This window comes from Pseudomonas sp. MF06569 (assembly GCF_059862735.1).
The window spans coordinates 103,679-123,783 of the sequence record NZ_JCBCUZ010000011.1 but is presented as its reverse complement, the minus strand read 5'-3'; the positions used below and the strand labels follow the sequence as shown (position 1 = coordinate 123,783).

General features: G+C 56.3%; 23 protein-coding genes and 2 pseudogenes. 7 read left to right on the top strand and 18 right to left on the bottom strand.

All coding sequences use genetic code 11. The annotated features are described in order from the left end of the window. Window positions 1-118: 118 nt before the first annotated feature. The 3 genes and pseudogenes from AC19YQ_RS13140 to AC19YQ_RS13130 form a co-directional block, all read left to right on the top strand. Window positions 119-868, top strand: a pseudogene (locus AC19YQ_RS13140) (MinD/ParA family protein); the annotation flags it as partial. A 240-nt stretch (window positions 869-1,108) separates the two neighbouring features. Further along, the gene (locus AC19YQ_RS13135) at window positions 1,109-1,477 is read left to right on the top strand and encodes a histone-like nucleoid-structuring protein, MvaT/MvaU family (RefSeq protein ID WP_500595267.1); all 369 of its coding nucleotides are present in this window, start codon (window positions 1,109-1,111) and stop codon (window positions 1,475-1,477) included. 187 nt (window positions 1,478-1,664) lie between these two features. Beyond that, window positions 1,665-2,504, top strand: coding sequence for a 5'-nucleotidase, lipoprotein e(P4) family (locus AC19YQ_RS13130; RefSeq protein WP_133078634.1), 840 nt, complete (start codon window positions 1,665-1,667; stop codon window positions 2,502-2,504). 79 nt (window positions 2,505-2,583) lie between these two features. Here AC19YQ_RS13130 and AC19YQ_RS13125 read toward each other — a convergent pair whose 3' ends face one another. The 3 genes from AC19YQ_RS13125 to AC19YQ_RS13115 all read right to left on the bottom strand — a co-directional run bounded on the left by AC19YQ_RS13125 (window position 2,584) and on the right by AC19YQ_RS13115 (window position 5,278). After that, window positions 2,584-3,093 (bottom strand): flavin reductase family protein, encoded by a 510-nt coding sequence (locus AC19YQ_RS13125; protein ID WP_500595266.1) that lies wholly within the window; start codon window positions 3,091-3,093, stop codon window positions 2,584-2,586. Window positions 3,094-3,232: 139 nt separating this feature from the next. After that, complete coding sequence (locus tag AC19YQ_RS13120; protein ID WP_338647756.1) at window positions 3,233-4,267, bottom strand: methionine synthase; 1,035 nt, start codon at window positions 4,265-4,267, stop codon at window positions 3,233-3,235. Between the two features lie 27 nt (window positions 4,268-4,294). Next, window positions 4,295-5,278 (bottom strand): DUF1852 domain-containing protein, encoded by a 984-nt coding sequence (locus AC19YQ_RS13115; RefSeq protein WP_500595265.1) that lies wholly within the window; start codon window positions 5,276-5,278, stop codon window positions 4,295-4,297. Between the two features lie 480 nt (window positions 5,279-5,758). On the opposite strand from AC19YQ_RS13115, the gene AC19YQ_RS13110 reads away from it, so the two are divergent. Continuing rightward, complete coding sequence (locus AC19YQ_RS13110) at window positions 5,759-6,328, top strand: YceI family protein (protein WP_338647752.1); 570 nt, start codon at window positions 5,759-5,761, stop codon at window positions 6,326-6,328. 44 nt (window positions 6,329-6,372) lie between these two features. Here AC19YQ_RS13110 and AC19YQ_RS13105 read toward each other — a convergent pair whose 3' ends face one another. The 14 genes from AC19YQ_RS13105 to AC19YQ_RS13040 form a co-directional block, all read right to left on the bottom strand. Continuing rightward, window positions 6,373-6,756 carry a cupin domain-containing protein gene (locus AC19YQ_RS13105; RefSeq protein WP_500595264.1) on the bottom strand — a complete coding sequence of 128 codons (384 nt, stop codon included), beginning with the start codon at window positions 6,754-6,756 and terminating at the stop codon, window positions 6,373-6,375. A 34-nt stretch (window positions 6,757-6,790) separates the two neighbouring features. Continuing rightward, on the bottom strand, window positions 6,791-7,654 hold the full coding sequence (locus AC19YQ_RS13100) for an AraC family transcriptional regulator (RefSeq protein WP_500595263.1): 864 nt from the start codon (window positions 7,652-7,654) through the stop codon (window positions 6,791-6,793). A 111-nt stretch (window positions 7,655-7,765) separates the two neighbouring features. After that, window positions 7,766-8,071, bottom strand: a complete 306-nt coding sequence (locus tag AC19YQ_RS13095) for a DUF6482 family protein (protein ID WP_500595262.1) — start codon at window positions 8,069-8,071, stop codon at window positions 7,766-7,768. A 14-nt stretch (window positions 8,072-8,085) separates the two neighbouring features. Next, window positions 8,086-8,796 (bottom strand): SDR family NAD(P)-dependent oxidoreductase, encoded by a 711-nt coding sequence (locus tag AC19YQ_RS13090; protein WP_133078642.1) that lies wholly within the window; start codon window positions 8,794-8,796, stop codon window positions 8,086-8,088. Then, a complete protein-coding gene (locus tag AC19YQ_RS13085) occupies window positions 8,793-9,335 on the bottom strand; it encodes a DUF3833 domain-containing protein (RefSeq protein ID WP_500595261.1) in 543 nt (180 codons plus the stop codon). Before AC19YQ_RS13085 ends, AC19YQ_RS13090 begins: the two co-directional genes overlap by 4 nt. 362 nt (window positions 9,336-9,697) lie before the next feature. Continuing rightward, entirely contained in the window at window positions 9,698-10,465 is a 768-nt protein-coding gene (locus AC19YQ_RS13080; RefSeq protein ID WP_500595260.1) for a hypothetical protein, read from the bottom strand. A gap of 16 nt (window positions 10,466-10,481) precedes the next feature. Continuing rightward, window positions 10,482-11,297: an acid phosphatase gene (locus AC19YQ_RS13075; RefSeq protein ID WP_500595259.1), complete on the bottom strand. Its 816-nt coding sequence runs from the start codon at window positions 11,295-11,297 to the stop codon at window positions 10,482-10,484. 14 nt (window positions 11,298-11,311) lie between these two features. Next, the gene (locus AC19YQ_RS13070; RefSeq protein ID WP_500595258.1) at window positions 11,312-12,157 is read right to left on the bottom strand and encodes a MipA/OmpV family protein; all 846 of its coding nucleotides are present in this window, start codon (window positions 12,155-12,157) and stop codon (window positions 11,312-11,314) included. A gap of 50 nt (window positions 12,158-12,207) precedes the next feature. Further along, window positions 12,208-13,242, bottom strand: a complete 1,035-nt coding sequence (locus AC19YQ_RS13065) for a DUF1254 domain-containing protein (RefSeq protein WP_500595257.1) — start codon at window positions 13,240-13,242, stop codon at window positions 12,208-12,210. 145 nt (window positions 13,243-13,387) lie between these two features. Next, on the bottom strand, window positions 13,388-14,371 hold the full coding sequence (locus AC19YQ_RS13060; RefSeq protein ID WP_500595256.1) for an AraC family transcriptional regulator: 984 nt from the start codon (window positions 14,369-14,371) through the stop codon (window positions 13,388-13,390). 257 nt (window positions 14,372-14,628) lie between these two features. After that, window positions 14,629-15,327 (bottom strand): arsenical resistance protein ArsH, encoded by a 699-nt coding sequence (gene arsH, locus AC19YQ_RS13055; protein ID WP_133078648.1) that lies wholly within the window; start codon window positions 15,325-15,327, stop codon window positions 14,629-14,631. 9 nt (window positions 15,328-15,336) lie between these two features. After that, window positions 15,337-15,807, bottom strand: a complete 471-nt coding sequence (locus AC19YQ_RS13050; protein WP_500595255.1) for an arsenate reductase ArsC — start codon at window positions 15,805-15,807, stop codon at window positions 15,337-15,339. Between the two features lie 28 nt (window positions 15,808-15,835). Beyond that, on the bottom strand, window positions 15,836-17,119 hold the full coding sequence (locus tag AC19YQ_RS13045) for an arsenic transporter (RefSeq protein WP_500595254.1): 1,284 nt from the start codon (window positions 17,117-17,119) through the stop codon (window positions 15,836-15,838). A gap of 22 nt (window positions 17,120-17,141) precedes the next feature. Continuing rightward, window positions 17,142-17,489, bottom strand: a complete 348-nt coding sequence (locus AC19YQ_RS13040) for a metalloregulator ArsR/SmtB family transcription factor (protein WP_133078651.1) — start codon at window positions 17,487-17,489, stop codon at window positions 17,142-17,144. Between the two features lie 66 nt (window positions 17,490-17,555). Here AC19YQ_RS13040 and AC19YQ_RS13035 point away from each other — a divergent pair. Together AC19YQ_RS13035 and AC19YQ_RS13030 are read left to right on the top strand one after the other, a co-directional pair. Further along, a pseudogene (locus AC19YQ_RS13035) lies at window positions 17,556-17,737 on the top strand (integrase); the annotation flags it as partial. 107 nt (window positions 17,738-17,844) lie between these two features. Continuing rightward, a complete protein-coding gene (locus AC19YQ_RS13030; RefSeq protein ID WP_500595253.1) occupies window positions 17,845-18,411 on the top strand; it encodes a DJ-1/PfpI family protein in 567 nt (188 codons plus the stop codon). 507 nt (window positions 18,412-18,918) lie between these two features. Here AC19YQ_RS13030 and AC19YQ_RS13025 read toward each other — a convergent pair. Beyond that, window positions 18,919-19,380 carry a helix-turn-helix domain-containing protein gene (locus AC19YQ_RS13025; protein WP_500595252.1) on the bottom strand — a complete coding sequence of 154 codons (462 nt, stop codon included), beginning with the start codon at window positions 19,378-19,380 and terminating at the stop codon, window positions 18,919-18,921. Window positions 19,381-19,459: 79 nt separating this feature from the next. Between AC19YQ_RS13025 and AC19YQ_RS13020 the strand changes: the two genes are divergently transcribed. Further along, window positions 19,460-19,975, top strand: a complete 516-nt coding sequence (locus AC19YQ_RS13020) for a DUF2938 domain-containing protein (RefSeq protein ID WP_500595251.1) — start codon at window positions 19,460-19,462, stop codon at window positions 19,973-19,975. Window positions 19,976-20,105: the final 130 nt, after the last annotated feature.

Sequence of the window (20,105 nt, the reverse complement as noted above, 5' to 3'; positions counted from 1 at the left end):
GTAAGCGCTTCGATTTCAAATGCCCGATCGAAGTCATGGGAGAGGTGATGCAGGAAGCCTTGGCTATGCGGCATGATGCTCCGGCTTCAATTCAATAACCGTGTTGCACTCAGCTCCTGCAACCGCCCTCTCATTGGCGCTGGCAGAACTCGGCAAGCGGGTTGTATTGCTGGAAGCTGACTTGGGATTGTCGAATATAGGTGTTCTGCTGGGGCTTAACCCGCGGTACACCCTTGCCGATCTGATCGAGGGCCGCTGCGAGTTGACCGATGTGTTGATGCGAGGGCCTGGCGGGGTGCTCATTGCCCATGCCGCGTCAGGTGATCAGAGCCTGGCGCATTTGTCTGCAGCTCAGTACGCAGGCTTGATTCAGGTCTTCAGCGACATAGCTGACACGCTCGATGTGCTGGTGATTGATACCGCTTCGGGTATCGGTGAATCGGTAGTCAGCTTCGTTCGGGCTGCCCGGGAAGTCTTGCTGGTGGTGTGTGACGAGCCGACCTCGATTACCAACGCGTATGCGCTTATCAAGCTGCTTAATCGAGACCATGGCATCAGCCGTTTTCGGGTCTTGGCCAATATGCAGCACCATCCCATGGACGGCCAAAGGCTGTTCGCAAAGCTGGTCAAGATTACGGATAACTTTTTAAGCGTAACGCTGCAGTATGTGGGGGCCATTCCGTACGACCAGGAGGTCCGCAAGGCTGCGCATATACAACGAGCCGTTTACCGAAACTTTCCGCGTTCCAAGAGCGCAAAGGCATTCAGGGCTATTGCTCAAAAGATCGATGCCTGGCCAATTTCAAACAGTCCGCGAGGACACATAGAGTTCTTCATAGAGGGACTGGTGAGTAACTCTATGAGATGAGGTTGTTGTTTGGCCGTTGAGTGTTAACTGTTTTTTGTGTCTGTTGATACAGGTAGTTGTACTTGCCTGTTTCAAGCGGGCGCAAGCGTTATTGATTTCAGGGGTGTCAGGTGTCGTGAGTCACTGTCACATACACTTCGGGTGTCGATGACGAAAATCATTACTTGAAACAGCAGGGACCAGGGGGAGTTTCCCCCTTGACCTGTCACGTCACCGTATTTATCCAGAGAGCATAAGCCAATGTCTAAAGTTGCCAGATACCGGGACCTCGAACGCCAGATCATTGAACAACAGCGGGTCCTGGAGGCGCTCAAGAACGACAAGTCCTTTCAGGTAGAAGCCGAGTTTGAACACAAGTTGCGCACATTGATGGAGGCGTACGGGGTCAACCTCCATCAGATCGTGGCTTTGCTTGAACCGGTTGATGCTCGTGCAACCGACAACGGCGCGGGTGCGACCAAGGCCCCGCGCACTCCCCGGGTTCTCAAGCGTTACCTGAACCCGCACACCCATCAAGTCGTCGAGACCAAGGGGGGCAATCACAAGATGCTTCAGGCCTGGAAAAAGGAGCATGGCCCGGATCAGGTCGGAAGCTGGCTATTGACATAAGTCATGGACGGATCAAGCACGTGAATCTCAGGCGTCTCTTCAAGGCCCGTGACCCAGTGGCAAAAGAGGGAATTACGCCTCATTGAGCCAGAAACGCGACACCCACATTGAGCTGAAACTTTGGCTGATGTAGAACTCCCTGGCGTGTTTGTCCAAGTTGTTCAATCCTCGTGGTACGGGCCAGAAAATGAAAATAAAAACCAATCGAACGCTAGCCACACCGTTGCTCATCTCGCTTCTGATGCTTCAGGGAACACAAGCCTTTGCCGAAGAGAGCAGCGCTGCTCCTTCCAATCTATTGACTGCCGCAGTCGCCTGGAAGCAAACGGCTGCCGAGTTCGAAGCGCTTTACTATCAAGGCTTCAATGTAGCGAGGATGCAACTCGATCGAGCACTCCAGGCTCACAAGAAGGGGGATCGCCCTTTGGCTGTCATCAGCGATGTCGATGACACCGTTCTGGGCAGCAACAGCTACTGGGGTTACATGATCAACTCGGGAAAAGAGTTTTTTGATGACGGTGCGTGGGACAAATGGGTTGCTGACAATGGCCCTGTAGCCACACCCGGAGCCTTGGAGTTTCTGAACTACGCACACTCCAAGGGGGTAGAGGTTTTCTATGTCACGAGCCGTGATCAAGGGGAAAATACCTTTCAATATGCCCTGGAAAATCTCCGTAAAAACAAACTGCCTTTTGCCGACGATAAGCACCTGACGGTTTATCGCGACAGCTCCAACAAAGAACCCCGACAGCTGGAGATCGCCAAAGATTTTGACGTGGTCGTGATGCTGGGTGACAACCTCAACGACTTCAAGCGCAAGTATTACGTTGCCGACGTCAAGCAACGCCTGAACCTGATGACTGAAGATAAAGAGCAGTTCGGTCGCAAGTTCATCATCTTCCCGAACCCTACCGACGGGCATTGGCTCAAGGCTATTTTTGGCGACTCTGAACCGCCTGCAACGGCTGAAAACCGCAGCAAGTTCAAGGCGGCGGCGGGTTCAACCGCCTGGCAGCCCAAGGAGTAACACACAGATGTACCTGCGCTCGCGGCCAGAAAGATCCTTGATGGATGGGGGGATAACGAAGGGCAGCGCAGGTAACCCCTCAAACAGCGCCCTGGGTGGCGATGTTGCAATATTGCCCTTTGAAATACAGCAGTGGCTGCGTAACTGGAGTTGCTTGCAGGCTTAACGCTTTCACTTCGCCAATCACGATCAGGTGATCACCGGCGGCATGTTCGGCGTGAATTTCACAATCCAGCCAGTGCAGGCTCCCGGCAATGATCGGATTACCCAGCGGCGATTGTTGCCACTCGACGGCGTGCCACTTGTCCGTGCCTTTGCGAGCGAACTGGTTGGAGATCCCGACCTGCTCGCCCGACAGGATATTGACTACGAATCGGCCAGCCTGCCGAATTTTTGGATAGCTGGCCGAACTGGCCATGACGCTGAATGACACCAGCGGCGGGCTCGTCGACACGCTATAGAACGACTGGCAGGTGAAGCCAATCGGCTCGCCATCCAGCTGTGACGTAATCACCGTGATACCGGATGCGTAATGCCCGAGCGCTTCGCGAAAGCTCAATGGCTCGATAGTCGTGTTGGGAAGTGACATGGCAAGTCCTGAAAATGGGGTGCAACCCGAGCGTGAGAAAAGGCCTGAAGTAGCCGTGAATGTCGGCTGACTTGAGCGGTGGCCAGTGCTGGAAGCGGGCCCGACAGTCCGCTTCCCGTGCACCACTTGCGGCTTTAACTCAGCGCTGGTTCAAGAGTTCTCTTCGAACGATGTCTGCCCCTGCACTTAATGCGTTCAGCTTGCCTCTTGCTACCTGGCGAGGCAGGGGGGCCATGCCGCAGTTGGTGCAAGGATAGAGCTTGTCGGCGTCAACGAACTGAAGTGCTTTGCGCAACGTGTTGGCAACTTCCTCGGGTGTTTCAATGATATGGCTGGCCACATCAATGGCCCCGACCATCACTTTCTTACCGCGAATGAGTTCAATCAGGTCCATGGGGACATGAGAGTTGTGACACTCCAGCGAGATGATGTCGATACTGGATTTTTGCAGCTTGGGAAAGGCTTCCTCATACTGGCGCCACTCGGACCCCAGGGTTTTTTTCCAGTCGGTATTGGCCTTGATGCCATAGCCATAGCAAATGTGCACAGCCGTTTCACATTTAAGGCCTTCAATTGCTCTTTCCAGGGTGGCCACCCCCCATTCATTCACCTCGTCAAAGAACACGTTAAAGGCAGGTTCATCAAACTGGATGATGTCGACACCGGCCGCTTCCAATTCCCTGGCTTCTTCATTGAGGATCTTGGCGAATTCCCAAGCCAGTTTTTCGCGACTTTTGTAGTGATTGTCATAAAGCGTATCGATCATGGTCATGGGGCCCGGCAGCGCCCATTTGATAGGTTGACTGGTTTGCTGTCGCAAGAACTTGGCATCGTCGACAAAAACCGGCTTTTGGCGAGCAACCGCGCCCACGACCGTCGGTACGCTCGCATCATAGCGATCACGAATCCTGACGGTTTCACGCTTCTCGAAATCAACACCGCTGAGGTGCTCAATAAAGGTGGTGACGAAGTGTTGGCGCGTCTGTTCACCATCACTGACTATATCAATGCCCGCGTGCTGTTGTTCCTGAAGTGCCAGTCGCAAGGCATCTTGTTTGCCTTCGACCAACTCCTCATCTTGCAGTTTCCAGGGAGACCACAGTGTCTCGGGTTGTGCAAGCCAGGCGGGTTTAGGCAAGCTGCCAGCCGTTGAAGTGGGTAGCAATTTTTTCATGTTAGAAGACCTTGAATATGTTAGGTGTCAAAGAGAGTAATTAGCCGACCACTGCTCAAGTACTGCCTGATAGGGTTTGATAAAGTGCTCTTCAACAAACTTGCCCTGTTCAACAGCCAGCTGGCTACGTTCTTCTCGGTTGTAAACAATTCGAGTCAGTGAATAGTCCTGGTGCTTCAAGCTGGGCTGATAGGATTTCCCGGCGGCCGAATTCGCATTGTAGATTTCAGGGCGGTAGATCTTTTGGAACGTGTCCATCGTACTGATGGTGCTGATGAGTTCAAGGTTGGTGTAATCACCCAGCAAGTCGCCCGAGAAATAAAAAGCCAAAGGCGCCACACTGTTGGCCGGCATGAAGTAACGGACTTTCAACCCCATTTTCTTGAAGTACTCATCCGTTAAAGAATATTCATCCTGCTGGTATTCAATGCCCAGTACGGGGTGCTGGTTTTCAGTGCGATGGTAGGTTTTGGTGTTCGAGACGCTCAGGCATATAACGGGTGATTTTTTGAAGTTATCCGTGTAGGTGCTTGAATTCACGAAGCACTTGAACAGATTCCCGTGGAGGTCGCCAAAATGCTCAGGCGTGCTGAATTCGGACCGGCCCTCATTGTGCCCCGGCAACGCCACGCTGAAGTCGTAGTCACGCACGTACGAAGAGAAGTTATTCCCGACCATGCCGTCAACGCGTTCATTGGTTTTTCGATCAATGATGCAGGTCTTCAGGAGTTCAATCAAAGGGATGGCAGTGCTGCTGTTTTCACTGTCGATGTTCATCTCGACGGAAATAATGTCGAGTTCAACCGTGTAGCGATCGCCTTTAGGGTTGTCCCAGTGGGCCAAGGCATTGAAGCGGTTGTCGATCATCTTCAACGTGTTGCGCACATTCTCCTGGCGACTCTTTCCTCTGGCCAAATTAGCAAAATTAGTCGTAATGCGCGTATTTTCGGAGGGGTGATAGTCTTCGTCGAAACGAAGGCTCTTGATCGTAAATGAGAACGCGGTGTTCATTGCAATTTGCCATCCTGATGTCTGAGATAAGTCCTGAATGTGTTTATTATTCTTCAGTGTTTTCCACTGTTATTTTCTGGTTTTTTTCTCAGTAAAATGTAGAGTGCCTGTCATTAAGACGTATTTTAAGCCGAGCGATTGATTGAGCGACAATGAATTGATTTCACTAAATCGTTAGTCCTGTTCATGATGGGATTTACGTTTAATTGCAGGCATTACTGTCTGGCAGAATTTAATGCATTGGCTCGACTTTCATGGAGACCATTTCATTTAATCGCGGCTAACAATCCTCCCTCTTGTTTAAAAGACCACGCTGCTGGGCAATGACAGGTGTTTGCGAGCCATCAGTCGCTTTTGTGTGCCGTCAGGCAAAGCGTGGGCTCTAAACCGTCTGCGGGCTGGAATAAACGGCGATTCTTTGCTTGAGTTTATCTACTGCTACACACGTCGACCCATAAGGGGCCGGTCCTGGAGAATGCAATGAGCCCTCGATCTCTTCGTTCCGCCGCACTGGCTGTTACTGTGACCCTCGGTTTTTTCCCCGGCGCGGATGCCGCCGAATACAGCAGCGTAAATCCCGCGGCCAGCACCCTGAGTTTTACCTTCAACCAGATGGGATCGAGGGTCTATGGCACCTTTGGCAAGTTTGTCGGGACTCTCGAATTCGACACCGCACACCCCGAGGCGGCCCGGGCCAGGCTGACCATCGACCTCGACAGCATCGACGCCGGTAGCGAAGACGCCAACACCGAGCTGCAAAAGCCTGCCTGGTTCGATACCACGGCTTATCCCGTGGCGATCTTTGAGTCGACCCGCATCAAGGACATGGGAAACAATCGTTACCAGATCACGGGCAACCTCACACTCAAGGGAGTTACCCGGGAAGTGACAGTGCCGGTGCTGCTGAAGTCAGATCGAACCATTGGCATTTTCGACGCCGAGTTGGTGCTCAAGCGCAGTGACTTCAAGGTCGGCGCGGGGGAGTGGTCCGACAGCCTGGTTTCCGATGACATCGACATACGCTTTCGGATGGTTGCGCCGGAGCACTGAGAGTATTGGGTGTGGTCCAGCGCGCGCTGGACCGTTGCCCCTGCTTAGATCCAGACGTCGTTGTCGGCCGTACGCTCACCCCCTTCATGGCCGGTATTCAGTACCCCTCGCGGTTCAATCATCATGAGCCGGGCTTCGCCTTCGGCAGCTGTTCTGTGTTCGACCCCTCGCGGAACCACATAAAGTTCACCCGGCGCGACATACACGCTGCCGTGGGGTAGATCGATGCGCAGCGTGCCTTCTATCACCAAAAAGGCTTCATCGGTTTCCGGATGTGAATGCCAGATGAACTCACCTTCAATGCGCACCTCCTTGAACTGATACTCGTTCATCTCGGCGATTACCCGTGGGCTCCACTGCTGCTCGATGAGGGAGGCTTTTTGGGCAAGGTTGATGGCATGTGTGGCTGGTTGTCGGGTTTGATGCATGACTGACTCTCCATTACAAACGGGAGCCACCACACTAACGAACGGGCGCGGGTCCCGGCTTGTACGATCCTGCACGTTGACGCTCGCTTCCCAGGCGCTCCAGCCAGCGCATTGGCGGCACGCCGTAGCAGGCAGTGAAATGCCGGGTCATATGGCTTTGGTCATGGAAGCCTGCCGCCAGTGCGGCATCCACGAGGGTGAACCGATCAAGGATCAGTGCGCGAAAACGGTCAAGCCGGCGCAATGTCACAAAGCGATAGGGGCTGGTGCCAAATAACGCCCTGAAGTCTCGCGACAGGCTCCACCGCTCCCGGCCACTGGCATGCTCAAGCATCTCCAGCGTGATGGTCATGTGAAGATTGGCCATGATGAAGTCCCGGGCCCGCAGGCTCGCCTGGTAGTCGAGCTTGTTGCGCCCCCGGGGTTTGCCTGCGACAGCGCGCAGCGCCATCGCGAGGTCGAAGAGGGCGTCCTGTTCCTCAAGGGGGTCGAGGGGGTGGTCCATTGCCTGTACGAAAGCCTGGCTGGCGTTATACAGGCGTACATCGTCAGACAGCCCACCCGGCACATAGGGCAGCGATTCGCCCCCCAATACGTGCTGAATCAGGGCAGGGTCCACATAAGCCATCCGGTAGCGAAAGCCCGCCTCGGTCCCGGCCATGCCGTCATGCAACTCGTCCGGGTGCAATACCAGCGTATTGCCCGGCATACCGTGGCGCATGCTGCCCTTGTAGTGAAAGCTCTGTACGCCCGACATCGTCCGCCCGATGGAGTAGGTGTCATGACGGTGCGGGTCATAGCCATGCCCCCCGAACCATGCCTCGATTCGTTCAATTCGTCCGGGTTCGGCGTTACGCAGAACCCAGTCCGTAGCGGGCAACGATGTATGCCGATTCATGAAGAGTTATCCAATGGAACCTTGGGGGCTGATGGTTCGTGCTGAACGCTGGATGGAAAACTATACAACCGGCGGGTAACGTTCATCCAGTGATGCTCGGCGTGGTCCAAATCACAAGGGTATGGTGAGCGAAAATGGAATGCGCAGCGCCTCGACAGGCCCTGCAACCCGGCCGCACATTTCGTCGTGCACGCATTGCTGCACCAGTACGCAAGGAAATGCCGGTACGGCGTGCAGCAATTCTCGCAGGTGGGCGATCGAACGCAGGTGCATTGGTTGGGCCGCATCATCCAGCAAGGTGAACTGGCCGAGATCCTGACGGACCCGTGCCAGATAAAATCCACCTTCGATTGACAGTAACTCCAGCTCGCGTATTTCGCTGTTGGCCGCACGTTCGGTTAGGGTTTGCAGGTTCATGTTTCACTCCTTGCCTACCAGGGCAGGCGTTCTCCATCGTAGGCAAAGAAATGGCCGCTGTCGGCCGGCGTCAACTGGTCAATCAAGGTCAGTAATTGGGCTGCGGCAACCTCTGCCGGACGGGCGTTGCAGGCTCCGCGGAAAGGTTGCGACAACCCTGACACAACCGTGCCCGGGTGCAGGCTGAGCAAACGGCTCTGCGGGCGAGTGCGGGCCAGTTCAATGGCGGCGGTCTTGATCAGCATGTTCAGCGCCGCCTTGGAGGCGCGATAGGCATACCAGCCGCCCAAACGGTTGTCGCCAATGCTCCCGACCTTTGCAGAAAGCATTGCCATCGCTCCCCGAGGTTCGAGCAGCGGCAGAAAGTGGCGTAACACCAGCGCGGGGCCCAGCGTATTCACTTGAAAGACGGCCTGCAGCGCCTCCTGTTCGATCGCGCTGAAGCTTTTTTCCGGCTTGATCCGGTCGCGATGGAGCAGGCCGGCAGCGTGCACGATCAGTTGATAGGGCGCTTCGGCTGCCAGTTCGGTGGCGGCGCTGGCAATCGTGTCGGGGCGCTCAAGGTCCAGTTCGGGAACGGTCTGGCGCCCCAGGGCGCGAACTCCGGCACAGCGCGGATCCTGTCTGAGCTGTTCGCAAAAAGCCGTGCCAAGGGCCCCACTGGCGCCGATGACCAGCGCGCGATAACCGTCCCCGAGGGAGGCCATGGTCCAGGGCCGGTTCATGGGTTTGCTCCCGCGCCCTGGCGACGGAAGAATAACGTCACCTGGCCGACCTCTACCCCGAACTTGGACATAGTGGTGCGGTTGATCAACGTGTCCTCGTCCATCAAGTACATCCAGTCGTCCATGCTCATTTCGTAGGTTGAGTCACCGACTGGCAGGTTCAGGCGATAACGCCAGTGCAAGGTGTTTCCAGAGACTTGGCCCTTGGCGACACCCACCACATCATCCGCACGACCGCTCCAGCGCCCCTGGCCCTCAGGGGTGAGGACCCAGACGCGGCGCTGGCGAGTACCGTCGCTGTAAAGGAAGCGCTCGTCGAGAATCAGGTTGTTGCCCTCGCGTCGGCTGGCGATGTTGACCTCGAAACGCTTGGCAACCTCACCGCTGCGCTTCTGAAACATCCCCCAGGCTTTGACGGGCTGGCTGAAAAAACGCTCCAGATCCAATGCCGGTTGCTGATCCGTATAACGGGCGACATCCACACTGGAGCAGCTCGCGACGCTGAGTGCCAGGGCCAATAACAGCAGAAATCGGGTCATTGCCTTACTCCCTGAAGTTCACAGGTGGTGAAGGTGAAGTTTCGAACCTGAGGCCTGTACGGCTGGCAGCCCGCGTACAGGTTTTTCGTCGTTGCAAGAGCGGCAGGAATTCCTGCCGCGTCGTCGACTATCAACCAAGGCGCCCGGCATTACAGAGGAAGCCATGACCGAATTCTTCTCTATAGCCAAATACCTATACGTGATAAATATTTTGTATAGGTTTTGATCAAGATAGGCTGAAAAAAAACACCTGACAATGAATCAATAATCTTTTTTGTGCGCACGCGAAAACCTCACAACGCAGAGGTGTGAGGTTGCTCGGATAGCTGATTGTGCTGTGTGGGAGCTTTAGGATGAGCGCCTCAGAATCGCCCGCTAATACCCAGCAACGGCCCCTTCTGGACAATGTCGTAGACAAAGCCGTCATGACGATAATTAACCCCCATCGCCCGGTAACCGGCCACCGCCGAAAACCCGGGGAAGAACTCCCAGCCTGCCAGCGCTGCCAGGTCCCAGTCTTCCCGGGACTGCCCGGCGCCCGCCATCCCCCAGGACGACAACCAGAATCGATCGTTCACGGCATAGTGCCCGCGCAGGCCTGCCATCGCGTCTGCCCATGTCGCATTGTCAGAGCCCGACAAGCCACCAAGGGGGCCGCCATGGAAGGTGAGGGTGGTGCCGCTGTACCAGACACGCACGCCACCGGCGACATCCAGTCGACGATTATCATCACCCAGCACTGTGTAGCCGCCACCCAGGAACCCGGAGGCTGTCTTGCTTTCTACCTCGAGTTTGGCGCCCCCAGGCAGGTGGTTGCGGGTGTCGGTGTCGATGTACATCAGATCGGCGAGCACGCTGTAGGGGCCTCGACGCGCCTCACCCATCAGCATCACCGACATATCGACCGTCTTGGCGATGTCGGAGAAACCGGATTTGATGAACTGGGTGCCAGTACTGACATGACCCACGTGTCCACGAATGCCAGCGCCCCATAGGTAAGGTCCGCCGTTGAACGTCCAGTCTTCGTTGTCTGCTGCCATCGCGGGCCCGGCTGCGATGAAGGCGCCAGCCAGTAGTGCCAGACGTGCGTGCTTGCGCCGCAAAGCCGAGCGGGTGTTGTCACTGTACATGAGGGTGTTTTCCCGATCAGTGCTGGGTCAGTGAGAGCGCCACGGCCTCGGCCGCACAATCCTGTGCAGGCTTCAAGCCGGCTTTTTGCGCGGCCTTGACCTCTTCCTTGGCGGCCGCCATATCCGCCAGGAACGTCGGATTGCTGTGCAGGCTCGCCACCGTCGCAGCGCCCATGATGCGGCCTGCATCGACGTCGCTCTGCCAGTGAGCGTCGCAGATGACCCGGCTCTGGCCGAATGACAACCCGCGGGTCATCAACTCGGTTGCACGCGCAGGCTGTATCTCGGCCAACAACAGCCCCCAGGCCCAACCGGCTGCGGAGTGGCCGGAAGGCCAGGAGCCATCCGTGCGCAGCAGCGGTTCCATGTCTTTGCGGCAGGTTCCTTCGTTATGTGCCACGAATGGTCGGGTGCGGTTGTAGGCATTCTTCCCGGCATAGGTGGAGCCGCCCGCATCCGACAGGGTGCGCTGCATCAAGGTATAAAGATGCGGTGTATTTTTCTCGGTGATCGGCGTACCCATCGCGCAGGAGAATGCGTTGGCCGGGCCCGGGAATGACAGCTCCGCATCCGCCGCAGCGAGTTTCTCCCGGGCCGTACCCCGTAGCGACAGCGCTGCTCGCCGTGCTTCCTCATCCCGTGCCAGCGCCGCAGAGTCGGGCTTTGGCGGGGCGCCCAGCAACGCCAGGCCCAGGGGCAGGTCTGCTGAAGATAGATAGCCTGGGGCCAGCTTGAAGTGAGGGTCCGTGACCTTGTTGGCAGCATTGTCGGCAAGCACCAGCCCCGACCAGAGCAGGCCCGCCAGCCCCAGTTGCTTATGTACTGTTTTCATCGAGTGTTCCCTTATCAAAACCGGTAAAGGGCATTCAGATAGGCGCCTGCACCCACGCTATCACCCGTCAGTGGGCTGTTGCGGGCGTCGGAGACCAGGGCGTAGGTCTTGATGCCGCCTTCCAGCGCCAACTGTGGTTGCCATTGCCACGTGAGGCCCAGCTTCAAGGTCACGTCCCGCATGCCGCCACCGGGGTGGTATTCGTCGAAGCCGGTGCGCGCCGCTTGTTGGGCGGTGACGCCGAAGCGCGCCATCATGTCTTTCTCATTGCTCCAGGTGCCGTAAAGGGTCGAATCCAGGGTCAATGTTGAAGACAGCGCGTAGGTTGTGGCGAAACCGGCTTCCAGGAACGCGGTACGCCCAAGGCTTTCGCCACCGTAATCACGGCTCTGGCTAGCTTGCAGGCCACGAACAAACAAACGACCGCCCGGCAGGACCCAATACGCTTCCGCCCCGACAAGTGCAGTGCTGTCCAGGTTACCCATTCCCCTCAGGTAGTCATCGCGACCGCCCAGTGTGTGGATTCTTTCCTTGCGACCCTGGTCGTAACCCAGCAACAGGGCGAATCCGAAAGGGGACAATCCTGGCAAGTCCCAGCGCAGGCCGTCCGGGAATGAGGCGGTAAACTTGCCCCAGCTTTCAGTAGGTAAAACCGCCTTGAGTTTTAGTGACGGGAACGCGGCGTAGTGTGAAGAGCCTTCATACAAGGGGGCGACGGCGAGTCCGCCACCGACTGTTACAGACGGCTCGCTGCCTGAGTCGTCGGCGTGTGCAGGCAGTGCCATCGCGAGGGCGAGGGTGGCCCCTGTCATGAGCAGCGCTGGATGCTTGAAAAAGTTTGAACCACCGATGGTCGTCATTGATTGTTTCCTTTGGTGCAAGACGTCAGAACTTTTAGTTAATGGCTGATTTAGAGGGCGACGGGCTGCGGTTTTGGGAAGCTCCACTGGCCGTTCAATATTGCGTCACTCGGTTGATAAAGACGGACCGTATAGTTCCAGCCGGGCGGAGTAGGCAGGCAGTTAGGGATCTTTCCGTCACAGCCACCGAACTGGATGACAATCGAGTCGTCATCATTTTTCTTGGCCGTTAAGTTGTTCAACGAATAAGCGTCGTAAGGGTTTTTCTGGAAGTAACCCTCTGCGTTGTAAACACTGACAGACCAGAAACCGTTGACGGGGACATCCCCCACGTTGAGCCGGTAAATGGTCTTGCCATCGTTCTCAGGCATCACGCCGCCAAGGTAAATGGCGTCTTTGGCCGGGTTGCCGCCCCACCCTGTGGCAGTGCCGATAAGGTGGTGAACGGGATTGACCGTGCCCTTGGGACCAAAGGACTGGTTGTAATCGGGAATAGTCGAACCCAAGACCTCCAGGGCATCACGCACTTTTGTCTGGCTGGCCTGGTCCCACTTCGGAACCACGAATTCCCCCACCTTGGCCTGGCTGACGGTGATTGCGTCTTGCAGCGCATGCACCTTTTCAAGGTCTTTGCGATCCGTGGGATCGAAGAACGTGCGCACAGCGACAAACACATAACGTGTACCGACTGCCTCTTTCGTCAGGGTCTGGCGGCCGGCGCCGTAAGTGACGATAGGAACGTAGTGATCTTCATTGATCACCGCCGTCGACATGAACCGTCCGGCGGCCTCAGGCAAGATGATCGTGACGGGGCCTGCATCGAGATCGAAAACCGCAGACGAATAGAGCGTATCCCGATTCATCCGGACCACATTCTGGGCGTCGATGGGCACCGCTTCGCGGGTATGAACAAACCGGCCCAAACTGCCAGTCGCGACCATTTTCCCCAAGTAGAGGTCTGACTCTGCACGGGCAAAATTATCTACACCCACCGGTATCGACGCATCCGAGTTCGACTGTGCGTTGGCACTTCCAAACGCTGCCAGCGCTATTGCGAAGATGCAGGCCGTGGATGAATGGGACATTTAAACCTCTTGCTTTTATAAGTGGGCGTTGATTTTTCGACTGTATAAGAACGCCTTGACCCAAACTTGCCATTTGGTGCCAAAAGCAAAGTGAGCAGGCACGCGAAGGTGCCTTTGGAAAGGTGGGGGATGTTTGGGGGAGGGCTTAGAGGTCTTGTTTCAACAGGGCGCGATAACGCGACGGCGGGCTCCCGGTCCAGCGCTTGAAGGCCCGCGTAAAGTGCGCTGGATCGCTGTAGCCGACCATATAGGCAACTTCAGTCGCGCTGTATCTGCCGGTGGCAATCAACTTAAGGGCTTCACTGCGACGTGTCTCGTCACGCAGAGCATCGAAGTCGATGCCGCACTGTTCAAGTCGACGCTGCAAGGTTCGAACAGACAACCCGATCTTTCTTGAAATAGTCGTCAGCCTGGAGAGTTCCTGATCCGCTATCTGCCGGGCGAGCACGTCAGCTGTGTCAGCGGTCGACTTCAAGGCCTGGGTGATTTTCCAGGCGACATCTTTTACAGGTTGCAGGGGAATCTCGAGCAACTCACGATCGAATTCGATCATGTTGTACTCGGCGTTCATGACGAGGTTCGGGCCCAGGTATTCTTCCAGCGCCTCGTCGCCGCGCTCTCTCGGGTTTTTCAGATGCACGCGTATGGCACCAGCCACACCGGACATGAGCGGCAGTTTTCGAAGTACCGCCAGTGTGCCGAAAATGACCTGCTTGGGATCAGCCCCGTGGTGCCCGGTAAAGTGCTGGATCAGTTTCGTCGTGCGGCCTTCGGTGATAATTCTGACTTCGCTTCCCTGATGTAACAAATCCGTATGGACTGCCGCTGCTGCACAAGCCTGGGCGAGGTTGGTCGAGCCCAATATCAACTCGCCCCACATGCCGGTTGAGCGCACATCTGTGAGGTGCCCGATCATCCCCCCGCCGAAGGGATCCTGCGCGATAGCGGCCATTTTGTTGGCAATATGAAAACAGTCCGCTCGCGGTACCCAGGCTTCAGGGTTTTGAAAAACATGGGGGGAAATACCAAAACGCCGAAAGAACTCCAGCGGCGACACCCCGCGCATGCTCAGGTAGGGGGCGATTTGCCTGAGTGTGCTGAGTCTGATGGCCGGCCTGGCATTCGTCATGGGTATCCGCACCTGTATTTAAAGGCAATGCACTTGAGAACCGTTTTGGGACGCATGTAAAAGCGGGCAAACATTTTGCCAAAGTCGCGCTGTTGACAGTACAGGAGCCACGAGTTTCGATCATCGATTTTCGACATTCACACCGCACCGTAGCGCGTGCAGACGGGTTTCAAGCAGCAAGCATCGCCAAAGAGAAAAAGGCGGCAGTGCGAACTGAATCGCTCCGTTTTTTTTAACTCAAAAGACATGCCACCTTCTCAAATTGAACGCTGGTTAACACGCGCCATCAGTTGCTCAGCCGATTCTTTGCGTTCCGAGTAGCGATCTACCAAAAAATCTTGCCGATCGCGCAGCAGCACAGTGAACTTCACAAGCTCTTCCATCACATCGACGACGCGGTCGTAGTACGCAGAGGCTTTCATCCGTCCGGCCTCATCGAATTCCATATACGCCTTCGGAACTGAAGACTGATTGGGGAGGGTGAACATGCGCATCCAGCGACCCAGCACGCGCAGTTGATTGACCACGTTGAACGACTGCGAGCCGCCGCACACCTGCATCACTGCCAGTGTCTTGCCCTGGGTGGGTCTTACGGCGCCAAGCTCCAGGGGGATCCAGTCGATCTGCGCCTTGAACACCGCCGACATCGCGCCGTGACGCTCCGGCGAACACCAGACCTGGCCTTCGGACCATAACACCAGATCGCGCAGCTCCTGCACTTTGGGATGGTCGACTGGCACATCGTCAGGCAGGGGCAGACCGGACGGGTTGAAGATGCGCGTTTCGGCACCGAAGTGTTCGAGCAGGCGTTCGGCCTCTTCGACTAATAGGCGACTGAAAGAGCGCTCTCGGGTCGAGCCGTAAAGAAGCAGGATGCGCGGTTTGTGCCCCTCGATCAGCAATGGCCCGGAATGATCGAACAGGGTGGAGTCGAGGTTGGGCAGATGTTCGGACATATATCCTCCTTAAAGCACGCCGATGCGGTCGAGCTCGGTTTTCAGTTCGTCGCGGCTGAGACGGGTAAACGGTAGATCAAGAAAGGCCCGGCATCGTCGTTCGATGTGCGCCAGGGTGGCGCGAAAGGCAGCGTCAATTACCGCTTCGTCAGCCGTCACTTCGGAGGGATCCTCTAACCCCCAGTGGGACTTTAGCGCCGGCCCGAAATACACCGGACAGGTTTCACCCGCGGCTTTGTCGCAAACGGTAATGACGATGTTCGGCGGATTGCCTTCGAAGGCGTCATTGCCTTTGCTGTACAGGCCGTCAATCGAGATAACGGCCTGTTGCAAGGTAGTCAGGCTGCGCGGTAGTACCTGGCCTTTGGGGAAGCTGCCAGCACTCACCGCTTCGAATCCCGGCGGTGCCAGGTGATTGAACATGCCTTCTGAAAGGATGCTGCGGCAGCTGTTGGCGGTACACATAAACAGGACTCGCATGGGGTTTTCCTTGCGCAGTGGGCGGACATCAAAGACTGAGGCGCAGGGCTAGCGCCGACAGGGTAATCAGCAACACCGGGAGGGTAAGCACGACGCCGACCTTGAAGTAGTAACCCCAGGTGATGCGCAGGCCTTTGCGCTCCAGCACATGCAGCCAGAGCAACGTGGCCAGACTGCCGATGGGGGTGATTTTCGGGCCCAGGTCGCAGCCGATGACATTGGCGTAGATCATCGCTTGGCGAACCAGCCCTTGCGCATCGCTGGCCTGAATCGACAGCGCGCCGATCAGCACGCTGGGCATGTTGTTCATCACCGACGACATCAGCGCAGACAGCAGTCCCGTGCCGAGGGTGGCGCTCCATATTCCCTGTTCAGCGAGGCGGTTGAGCAGTTCGGAGAGAAGGTCCGTCAGTCCGGCATTCTTCAGGCCATAGACCACTAGATACATGCCCAGTGAAAACACTACGATCTGCCACGGAGCATCCCTCAGCACGCGACGTGTCGAGATTGTGTGGCCCTTGGCGGCGACGCCTGACAGGATTGCCGCACAGACCGCAGCCACAGCGCTCACCGGGATGCCCAGCGGTTCCAGGGCGAACAGCCCTACCAGCAGGATCAACAGCGTCCAGCCACCGACGATGAACGTCGCGCGATCGCGGATCGCTGCTTTGGGCTCCTGTAACGCATCCGTCGCATAGTGGTGCGGCAGGTCTTTGCGAAAGTAGACAAAGAGCACCAGCAAGGTCGCGGCGACACTGGCCAGGCTTACCGGCACCATCACCGACGCGTATTCGGCAAAGCCCAGTTTGAAATAGTCAGCGGAGACTATGTTCACCAGATTGGACACTATCAGTGGCAGGCTCGCGGTGTCGGCAATGAAGCCTGCAGCCATAACGAACGCCAGGGTTGCGGCAGCTGAAAAGCGTAGTGCGATCAGCATCGACATGACGATGGGAGTGAGGATCAGCGCCGCGCCGTCGTTGGCAAAAACCGCCGACACTGCCGCCCCGAGCAGTACACAAAACGCGAACAAGCGGTAACCACTGCCTTTCGCCCAGCGCGCAACATGCAGCGCGGCCCATTCGAAGAAGCCGGCTTCATCCAGCAGCAGACTGATGATGATCACCGCGATAAACGTGGCGGTCGCGTTCCAGACGATGGCCCATACCGCAGGAATGTCATGTAGCGAGACGACACCAACCGCCAGCGCTGTCATTGCGCCGAGGGTAGCGCTCCAGCCGACGCCGAGGCCTTTGGGTTGCCAGATGACCAGCACGAGTGTGAAGACGAAAACAGCGATAGCGACAAACATTCAAGACTCACTTGATCCGGGGTCAGCAGCAGGTCGCTTCGCGAACCGGACGGCCATCCATGTTTTGCAGGCGGGCTGCGTTGTCCTTGAGCCAATCGGCGTTGGCCCTGGACGTCACTTGCAAGATGTCGTGAACCCAGGCCGGAAAATCCGGATTGAGGCGGTAATAGACCCATTGGCCCTGACGACGATCAAGCAGCAAACCATTGCTGCGCAATTGCGCCAGGTGGCGGCTGATTTTTGGCTGGCTTTCATCAAGGGCGCACATCAATTCACACACGCACAACTCACCTTGATCGGCAATCAGCAGGGTCGCGCGGACGCGGGTTTCATCGGCCAGGCTCTTGAAGAGTTCGGTGGGAGTGATCATGAGAAGCTCGCTACATATGGAATACCGAATATACGTATATCCATATATGACTGGCAAGAAAAAAACGTCCAAGGCTGGGTTAATGCCGTTGGCCTTGAACCTCCCATGTGTGGCACTCATGCGATGAGACGTACGAAGGCATCACTGATCTATCGCAGGACGAAGTGCTGCTTGGCTATACGAGGCTGGAGAACACCATTCGATATCTGGGGATTGAGGTCGATGAGGCCTTGGAGATGACGGATCAATGTAAAGCGACGGTTGAAGTCAGGCCGCCGTTCACCGGCCCGAAGCTGCCCTTGATGTCTGATTGTTGTCGTCATATGTTGTGGCCATTCATCGAGGATTCTGACTGATGGCACGTGTGGGTTTGATACTGACACCCGGTTTTGCGGACTGGGAATATGCTTTCATTGCTGGTACGGCGTCCCGGTTTTACGGGATCGACGTCAGGTTTTTCGCGCCTGCTACGGGCCAGTTTTGTTCGCAGGGTGGATTGGCTGTGACGGTCGACAGCAGCTTGCAACAATGTCTGGACTGGAAACCGGACGTTGTGGTCGTCATTGGAGGAGTGGTCTGGGAGAGTGCTGAAGCCCCGGATATTGGAGACTTTCTTCATGCCAGTCGTTCAAGTGGAGCAACCATTGCCGGTATTTGTGGAGGAACGCTGGCACTTGCCAGGGCCGGGCTTCTGGACAAGGTTCCTCATACCTCGAACAGCGCTGACTTCTTACAAAATGCCGTCAGTTATGCAGGCTGCACGCTTTACCGAAGCAGCTCAATGGCGGTGATGGCCGACCGCATCATTACTGCCCCAGGCACCGCCCCCGTTAGCTTCACCTGCGCAGTGTTCGAAGGTGCCGGGCTATCTTCAGAGAGCATTTCTCAATTCAGGTCGATGTTGGCAGCGGAACATGGGTGATCGCGTCGTTCCGGGATGTCGGGCACATTTTCAGAAGATAAATGATGAGCGCTGACGATGTACCTGTGGGGCAAGTGGTACAAGGCTACGTAACCTTTGTAGGGGGTGAGGGGCCGTGGATGGGAGTGCAGTTCATAAGCTTCAGTTATAGAGTCAATGGGAAGCGGTTTTACAAGTCTCTCAACGAAACCATTGACGCTTGGTCAACTGCCACTCTGCGTAAAGCCTCACACGGGCTGAAGGTAGGCGACCCTGTGTCGGTTTGGTGCTCTCTCAGCGACCCGGACGTGTGTTGCATCGGCGAGAAACCAGCCGAAAAACCAGCCTTGTTGCGTTTGATTGAGGCTCTGGGAGCGATTGGGCATTTAAGTTGATCCACGCTGTCCAAGCCGACATGTTTTGGGGCGCTTGCTGTTCAGGCGTGCAGGATCTTCGGTCGACCCCCCTTGATCCTTCTCTGATGGGGAGTCCAAAACAGCAATCTTGATTTCCACTTAACAGCACCTGTCATTTTTCTTCGAGGTGCCGAACGGCTCCACGTCTGCGTAGCTGCCCCTTTCCGGTTTTTCTCTTGAAGTTTTCCTTCCCGACAGAATTCAGCAATTTCTGGAACGTTGGGCATTTGATATGACGATCAGCAGGGCAGCAGGCTACTCGACGAAGCCCGTCGCGTATGGCACTAAGTCGCTCGATAGTGCGGTCCAGTTCGTCAGCCCTTTCGTTAAGCCGATGACGATCAATGTCAGGCTGCCCCTCTGCGTCCAGCATGGCGACGAGATCGTCCAGTGAAAGTTCTGCAGATTGCCCGAGCGCGATCAAGGACAAACGTTGGAGCACATCGGCACGAAACACGCGACTCAGGCCGCGCCGACCGATAGAGCTGATGAGACCTTTTTCTTCGTAGTAGCGCAGCGTTGAAGCCGGCAGACCGGAGCAGCGTGCCACCTCACCTATATCCATCTCTTTCATGCTTGACCTCAAGTCGACTTGAACTTGCAGAGTGCTCGGATCAAACCGCCGAAACAAGCTCAAGACAAGGAGAACTAACATGGGAATAGCCGAGACTGCACTACGAACTCTGTTTATTGGAATGGGTGCCACGCTGATCATGGATGCGTCGAGTTTCGTTCAAGCACGAGTATTGGGTTTAGCGTCGCTTGACTATGGTCTGGTTGGTCGCTGGCTGGGCTATATGTTGCAAGGGCGGTTTCGTCATGCCTCGATCATGGCGGCGCCTCCTGTCAGGAATGAACGCCTGATGGGGTGGGTATTCCATTACATCACGGGCGTCGTCTTCGCCATGGTGCTGATCGGTGCGAAAGGCACAGCGTGGATCTGCGACCCTTCGCTGGCACCTGCGCTGGTGGTGGGATTAGTCAGTGTGATTGCGCCTTTTTTCATCATGCAGCCTGCGCTCGGTTTCGGCATTGCCGGTTCGAAGACAAAGGCACCCTGGATGGTAAGGCGCAGGAGCGTCAGTGCTCATCTGACATTCGGAGTGGGACTCTTTGTGGCGGCATGGCTGTTGATGCTGCTCTTTCCGGCATCGTTCTGCCAAAGTTGAGTGTCTTTGGTACAGCGGTGGGGCTCAGGGTGAGATCGTTGTCCCTAGTGTCTGCCTTTGGCCCGGAGCTGTCTTTCGTGACAGGCTGCTTTCGGCCAATAGCGGTCACCTAACGTCTACGAAACCCGGG

Bases quoted from the DNA above. Each gene is read 5' to 3' on its own strand.
- AC19YQ_RS13135 (WP_500595267.1), top strand. From the start codon at position 1,109: ATGTCTAAAGTTGCCAGATACCGGGACCTCGAACGCCAGATCATTGAA.
- AC19YQ_RS13130 (WP_133078634.1), top strand. From the start codon at position 1,665: ATGAAAATAAAAACCAATCGAACGCTAGCCACACCGTTGCTCATCTCG.
- AC19YQ_RS13125 (WP_500595266.1), bottom strand. From the start codon at position 3,093: ATGTCACTTCCCAACACGACTATCGAGCCATTGAGCTTTCGCGAAGCG.
- AC19YQ_RS13120 (WP_338647756.1), bottom strand. From the start codon at position 4,267: ATGAAAAAATTGCTACCCACTTCAACGGCTGGCAGCTTGCCTAAACCC.
- AC19YQ_RS13115 (WP_500595265.1), bottom strand. From the start codon at position 5,278: ATGAACACCGCGTTCTCATTTACGATCAAGAGCCTTCGTTTCGACGAA.
- AC19YQ_RS13110 (WP_338647752.1), top strand. From the start codon at position 5,759: ATGAGCCCTCGATCTCTTCGTTCCGCCGCACTGGCTGTTACTGTGACC.
- AC19YQ_RS13105 (WP_500595264.1), bottom strand. From the start codon at position 6,756: ATGCATCAAACCCGACAACCAGCCACACATGCCATCAACCTTGCCCAA.
- AC19YQ_RS13100 (WP_500595263.1), bottom strand. From the start codon at position 7,654: ATGAATCGGCATACATCGTTGCCCGCTACGGACTGGGTTCTGCGTAAC.
- AC19YQ_RS13095 (WP_500595262.1), bottom strand. From the start codon at position 8,071: ATGAACCTGCAAACCCTAACCGAACGTGCGGCCAACAGCGAAATACGC.
- AC19YQ_RS13090 (WP_133078642.1), bottom strand. From the start codon at position 8,796: ATGAACCGGCCCTGGACCATGGCCTCCCTCGGGGACGGTTATCGCGCG.
- AC19YQ_RS13085 (WP_500595261.1), bottom strand. From the start codon at position 9,335: ATGACCCGATTTCTGCTGTTATTGGCCCTGGCACTCAGCGTCGCGAGC.
- AC19YQ_RS13080 (WP_500595260.1), bottom strand. From the start codon at position 10,465: ATGTACAGTGACAACACCCGCTCGGCTTTGCGGCGCAAGCACGCACGT.
- AC19YQ_RS13075 (WP_500595259.1), bottom strand. From the start codon at position 11,297: ATGAAAACAGTACATAAGCAACTGGGGCTGGCGGGCCTGCTCTGGTCG.
- AC19YQ_RS13070 (WP_500595258.1), bottom strand. From the start codon at position 12,157: ATGACGACCATCGGTGGTTCAAACTTTTTCAAGCATCCAGCGCTGCTC.
- AC19YQ_RS13065 (WP_500595257.1), bottom strand. From the start codon at position 13,242: ATGTCCCATTCATCCACGGCCTGCATCTTCGCAATAGCGCTGGCAGCG.
- AC19YQ_RS13060 (WP_500595256.1), bottom strand. From the start codon at position 14,371: ATGACGAATGCCAGGCCGGCCATCAGACTCAGCACACTCAGGCAAATC.
- arsH (WP_133078648.1), bottom strand. From the start codon at position 15,327: ATGTCCGAACATCTGCCCAACCTCGACTCCACCCTGTTCGATCATTCC.
- AC19YQ_RS13050 (WP_500595255.1), bottom strand. From the start codon at position 15,807: ATGCGAGTCCTGTTTATGTGTACCGCCAACAGCTGCCGCAGCATCCTT.
- AC19YQ_RS13045 (WP_500595254.1), bottom strand. From the start codon at position 17,119: ATGTTTGTCGCTATCGCTGTTTTCGTCTTCACACTCGTGCTGGTCATC.
- AC19YQ_RS13040 (WP_133078651.1), bottom strand. From the start codon at position 17,489: ATGATCACTCCCACCGAACTCTTCAAGAGCCTGGCCGATGAAACCCGC.
- AC19YQ_RS13030 (WP_500595253.1), top strand. From the start codon at position 17,845: ATGGCACGTGTGGGTTTGATACTGACACCCGGTTTTGCGGACTGGGAA.
- AC19YQ_RS13025 (WP_500595252.1), bottom strand. From the start codon at position 19,380: ATGAAAGAGATGGATATAGGTGAGGTGGCACGCTGCTCCGGTCTGCCG.
- AC19YQ_RS13020 (WP_500595251.1), top strand. From the start codon at position 19,460: ATGGGAATAGCCGAGACTGCACTACGAACTCTGTTTATTGGAATGGGT.